4 protein-coding genes are annotated in these 4,968 nt (G+C 36.9%); all 4 read left to right on the forward strand.

Annotated features, from left to right (window positions below):
• Window positions 1-255: 255 nt before the first annotated feature.
• A complete protein-coding gene (locus MBEAL2_RS28260) occupies window positions 256-774 on the forward strand; it encodes a helix-turn-helix domain-containing protein (RefSeq protein WP_052948086.1) in 519 nt (172 codons plus the stop codon).
• 79 nt (window positions 775-853) lie between these two features.
• Window positions 854-2,167, forward strand: a complete 1,314-nt coding sequence (locus MBEAL2_RS28265; protein WP_152667967.1) for a tyrosine-type recombinase/integrase — start codon at window positions 854-856, stop codon at window positions 2,165-2,167.
• 44 nt (window positions 2,168-2,211) lie between these two features.
• The gene (locus MBEAL2_RS28270) at window positions 2,212-4,344 is read left to right on the forward strand and encodes a tyrosine-type recombinase/integrase (protein WP_047155524.1); all 2,133 of its coding nucleotides are present in this window, start codon (window positions 2,212-2,214) and stop codon (window positions 4,342-4,344) included.
• Window positions 4,313-4,789: a hypothetical protein gene (locus MBEAL2_RS28275; protein WP_047155522.1), complete on the forward strand. Its 477-nt coding sequence runs from the start codon at window positions 4,313-4,315 to the stop codon at window positions 4,787-4,789. The genes MBEAL2_RS28270 and MBEAL2_RS28275 overlap by 32 nt, the downstream gene beginning before the upstream one ends.
• Window positions 4,790-4,968: the final 179 nt, after the last annotated feature.

The raw sequence follows: 4,968 nt of genomic DNA on the forward strand, positions 1-4,968 counted from the left end.
ACTCTGTAAAATAAAAGATATATAAAGAGATAAATGATTAGTCATAAACAGAACTTTGATTAAATGTTACACATTATATTTGTTGAAGGTATGTCACAAACAACGTGATATACCTTTTTTGTTGTAATGACCTCTTTAATGACCTCATTTACTACCACAACAAAAAAAAATTACAACAACAGTATTTTGGTATAAACTGAAGTTACTATAAAATCAATAAGTAAATATTGGAATTTAATCATTGGTGGTGTTTATATGAAACTACTCACGGTGAAGGAAGTGTCCATTCGATTAGGAAAAAGTGAGGAAACAATCAAGAGATGGATACGTTCAGGAAAATTTCCTAACTCAACAAAAAACAGTGACAAAGAAGGGTGGAGAATTTCAGAAAGTGATTTGTTGGAACTGCTACCTGAGAAAAGGCTCACTGCTGAAGCCGAACCTGTTAAAAAAGATGATGATGAAGAAAAAACTTTAGTCACGTTAGCATTTGAAGCTGTTACCTTGACTACTCCGACCGAGGAAATTGTAACCATCCTCTCCCTGGTTGGCATCAAGCGAACCCTTGAGATACTGCTCATTATGCAACAGTCCCCAACAAAAGTGAAAAATCCATTGGGGTTCATTAAGCGAGCTATTCGGGAAAATTGGTCTGCTTCAACTTTGCCGAAGAAAATAAATCGGGGATGGCAAAGTATTGAAGAAAAAATGAATATACCACCACAAAGAGAACCCGTTCCATTCACCTTCTACAACTGGTTAGAGGAAGAATGATTTTTTTTAGACCTAAAAACCGAACATACGTACCTTAAATGCGTTATCTTCTAAACATTATTGAAAGGAGTTGAGAACAATGCCGTATTATTACGATTATTGTCCAGAAGGTGTAAAAAGCCGATATTCTTTACTCGTATTTGACCCATATGAGGAACCTTTTTTGCCACTCACTGACTTTTATCATGACCAACTTGGTAGGAAGAGCCGTAGTACCGCTTTTTCTTATTTACAATGTCTTCTACCATTTTTTAGTTGGCTGGATATCCATAGTAATTATCAAGGAGCATGTGTTAAGTGGAATGATGCACCAGAAGCGATACGAGTTGCTATGGAAGATTATCTCATGAATGAAATGGCATGTAAGGTGCGTGAAAAGGATACGTTTCGTTTTGTAAATCGTACAAATAAAAGTCCCAATACAGTCAATCGTTTCTTGTCAGCGATGAAGGCATTCTACAAGTCAATGATTTTTCTGAAACAGTATCCATATTCTAACCCCCTAATAGACTCACAAGCCATTCTGAGCGATTACAAGAGCCATACAGAGGGAGCCAGAAAAGACAAGCCACGTATGCCGTCCTTAGCTGGAACGGAAGACCCTATTCCAGCACGTAGATTAACTGATTCCTTTTTTAAGCTCATTAACGAAGAGTGGCAACCTCAAATTATTGACGACCCCCACCTCCCCTTTCAAGTCTATCAAGCAGGGAAAAAGGTGAATTGGTCGCAACGAGAAACGGTCATAGCTCGGATGCTTTTTGAAACAGGAGCAAGAGTATCGGAAATTATCGAATTAACCATTGGAGATTACCGTTCGAGGAAAAGTTTCCAAGAAGTAAACACGTTTAATAAAGGAAGTCATGGTCGGAAAGTAAAGTTTTTACGTTTTGGTAAAGACACCGTAAAGCGTCTTATACACTATATCAATACCGAAAGAAAGAAGTTTGACCCTGAACAGTCAGGATTTGAGGACTTGCCTGACGATGCTCCAATTTTCCTTACAGAATTCGGAACTCCACTTACCTATGAAGCTTGGTATTATCACTGGAATGCAGCCATTGGAAGAAGCGAAATGAAGTTAAATCCTCATAAAGCAAGGCACTGGTTTGTAACAACAAGGCTACGTGAAATCTTTAATATCTCCAAAACGGAAGCGGAAATTAAGCAACGCAAAGATGAACTTATCAAATATATGAAGTGGAAAAATCCCGACACCATTCAAGTATACGAGCATTATTTTGATGAAGAAAAACATCGGCAAGCTCATGACCTGATGCTTGAAAGTATGGAAAAGAAAGAACAAGAGTATTTGGAAGAACAACAGACAAAACGAAAGAAAAAAGCAAAATCTTACTCTCTTGGAAACGAAAAAAGAAATCGAAATAGATGATGGCTTACAAGAATTATTTGAATGAGAGGAGTCACAAAAAAGTGATTGTTGAAGCAAAACCCATCCCTACTTCAGAATGGTATCCAAAGTTTGAGGGAAAGGTGGATGAACATATCCTTCACCTTCAAGATGCCAGAGGTATGTTTTTATTGGATAAAGTAAATGAACGCATTCTAAAGTATTTTTATAATAACTGCATAGCTAAGCCTTGGAGTAACCATATTTTGTTTACTACGTTGGTTCAAGTAGATAAAAATTTAGACGTAAATACAATTTATAAATATATTAGAGGAATCAATCCAAGAATGAATGATTTATTCAGCATCTACTCCCTGCATGATATGAATGAATTTGATGTGAACATTCATATGTATGCATACTTGAAAGGCGATGTATATTCTGAACATACGAATAGTATGAGAGCAGATTTTTTAACAAAGTATAATACACTTTCGTATTCAACAAATAAATGGCTACAACAAAAATTGAGCAGTGACCAACAAACCTATTTTGAACAATTTTTGTTCCCTATGCCATCTTTCGATAGTAGAGATTTTTCTTTTACAAAATTAGCTTTGGAAGAGCGTCAAAATAACCGTAAAGATGAAACGGATGCGATTGTACCCTATTTACCCGAAATTCGAGCCACTGCACGTTTTCGTTGGAGCCAAATAAAACGATTAAGAGAAGCCTTTCATAAAGCCATAGAAGATGCTCAAAAGCAACCACACTCTATGCCTTTAGATTTTAACTACGATGAACCTGAACGCATTGGAGAACGTTTTTATTTCCGTTTATGGGACAAGGCATCGTTTGTCTTACATCATCAAGAGCAATTTCCTGAATCGGTTCTTCAAATGGCAATGAATCGGAAAGGAAGGTATTCAGACGATAATAACCACTTTTTTGTTGAATTTGTTAAGGCTGAACGACTCTACGATGAAGACGATGCTGAAGGTTTATGGTTCTCTGAGTTAATCATAGAGGGCGTAATTGGGCAATGGAGCCAGAACGCTACCCAGGAAGAAATGCTACAGAAGCGTTCGTTGTTATCTATTTGGGGATACGGTGAGGAAGCATCTAAAAAAAATCCTATTCCTTTTTTCTCAGGTCATAAAGGAGTTCTGAATCCAAGCATTTTTGTTTCTCTTCATCAAGATAAAACAGATGGCATTCTATTCGATGTAGAGTCTTTTTATGTGGCTTGCACCTTTGGTTTATTAGCAATAGATATCTTTACGACCACTGGTGCAAGGATGAACGAAATATTACAGTTAAGCAAGGAGCGCATCGAAAGAAAACAAGTGAATGGCAAGCTTCATTATTCTTTTCGAGCGATTCCAAAAGGACGTAGTGAGGTTGAAGAATTTTACGTCAGTAAACAAACGATGGACTATGTTCAAGACGTGTATCGCATGTTAAAAGACCATTATAACAGCGTTGACATTCCAAGAGTGGGATATCGGTATGAACGAGGTCATCTATTCCCAGAGCCAAAACGATATTTCTTTCAATATCACAATAAAGCAATGAAAGATAAGACCATAACAGCTTGTATTCGCTTTTTACTACATAATTTGAGATATGAAACGCAAGAAGGCATTGTTATAGCGGTGAAGTCGCACCTTTTACGCCATGCTTTCGCTACAGAAGCAGTGCAACGTCAAAAGATGCCCATAGACATTGTGGCAAAAATTCTTCATCAGCGGGATGTCAATGTGACGGGCTATTATTCTGCCCCTACGCCTAGTCAAGTAGCTCAGGCTGTAGGTGAGTATCATGATATCATTTCCAGTGAAATTGATATTGATGATGCCCTATTACGCAATCCAGAGGAGTTACAACAGGAGTTGGAAGAGTATAACAAAAAGGTAGGGGTATTCAATAAAGTATTAGGTGGAACATGTGTAACCGACTACATATGCCCGAACAAAATGGCTTGTTTAGGCTGTAAGGCAAAAATCCCTGAACCAGAACAAGAACATGAACTTTTAGATGTAATTGAGCTTTCAAAGAATTTGGAGAAACATTTTGCGAAGAATGGTCTTGCTGTAGAAGTAAGAAAAGCCAAGGAAATGGGAAAGCAAGCCAGGATTGAACTGAAAGAAATAGAGCAGATAAAACAGTATAGGGAGGAACGGAAATATGAACCAACCATTCACTTCAACAAACGATGACCATCCTTGGCTCCATGCTATTCATGAGAAAAGGATGGAACGTTCCTTTGAGTTAGGGAAAACAACCATTGATGCTCTTATCAAAGAAGGAAAACCTGTAACCCTCAAGAATATTCATGAGAAATCCAAAGAGCTTGATTCTACAGGTAAGGGAATTCATCAAAATACCATTCGCTCAAATCCTGATTTAAAGGAGTATTATCAGAAGCATAGTAATACGTATAAGCAAAAGGAAAAGAGTAATAAGTCCAAGAGGAATCAAGGGGGTATTACGAGTACCTTCGATTATAGAAGGTTAAAGCCAGACCGAGACAAATGTCAGCTTCAAAGTAAATACATGAAATTATCGAAGGTAGAGCTTGTACAGCGACTCATTGATGCTGAACAATATATCGCAGAAAATAATAAACAACGGGTATCTAAACACTTTGAAAGTTTTAAATGAAATTTTTTTGTAATACATGTCGTGGTAAAAGAGGTCTTTTTGTAGTACAAAAAAGGATAGATAAGCAGATAACTCTCTGCTAACATCTATCCTCATTTTTTTATTACATAATGTTAAACATTATATAGTTTACCTTGATTTATCATAGGAAAATGTAATTATCCTGCACTTTGATAAAA

Origin of the sequence: Aneurinibacillus tyrosinisolvens, assembly GCF_001015055.1 — a bacterium.
GTDB classification, from domain to species: Bacteria; Bacillota; Bacilli; order Aneurinibacillales; family Aneurinibacillaceae; genus Aneurinibacillus_A; species Aneurinibacillus_A tyrosinisolvens.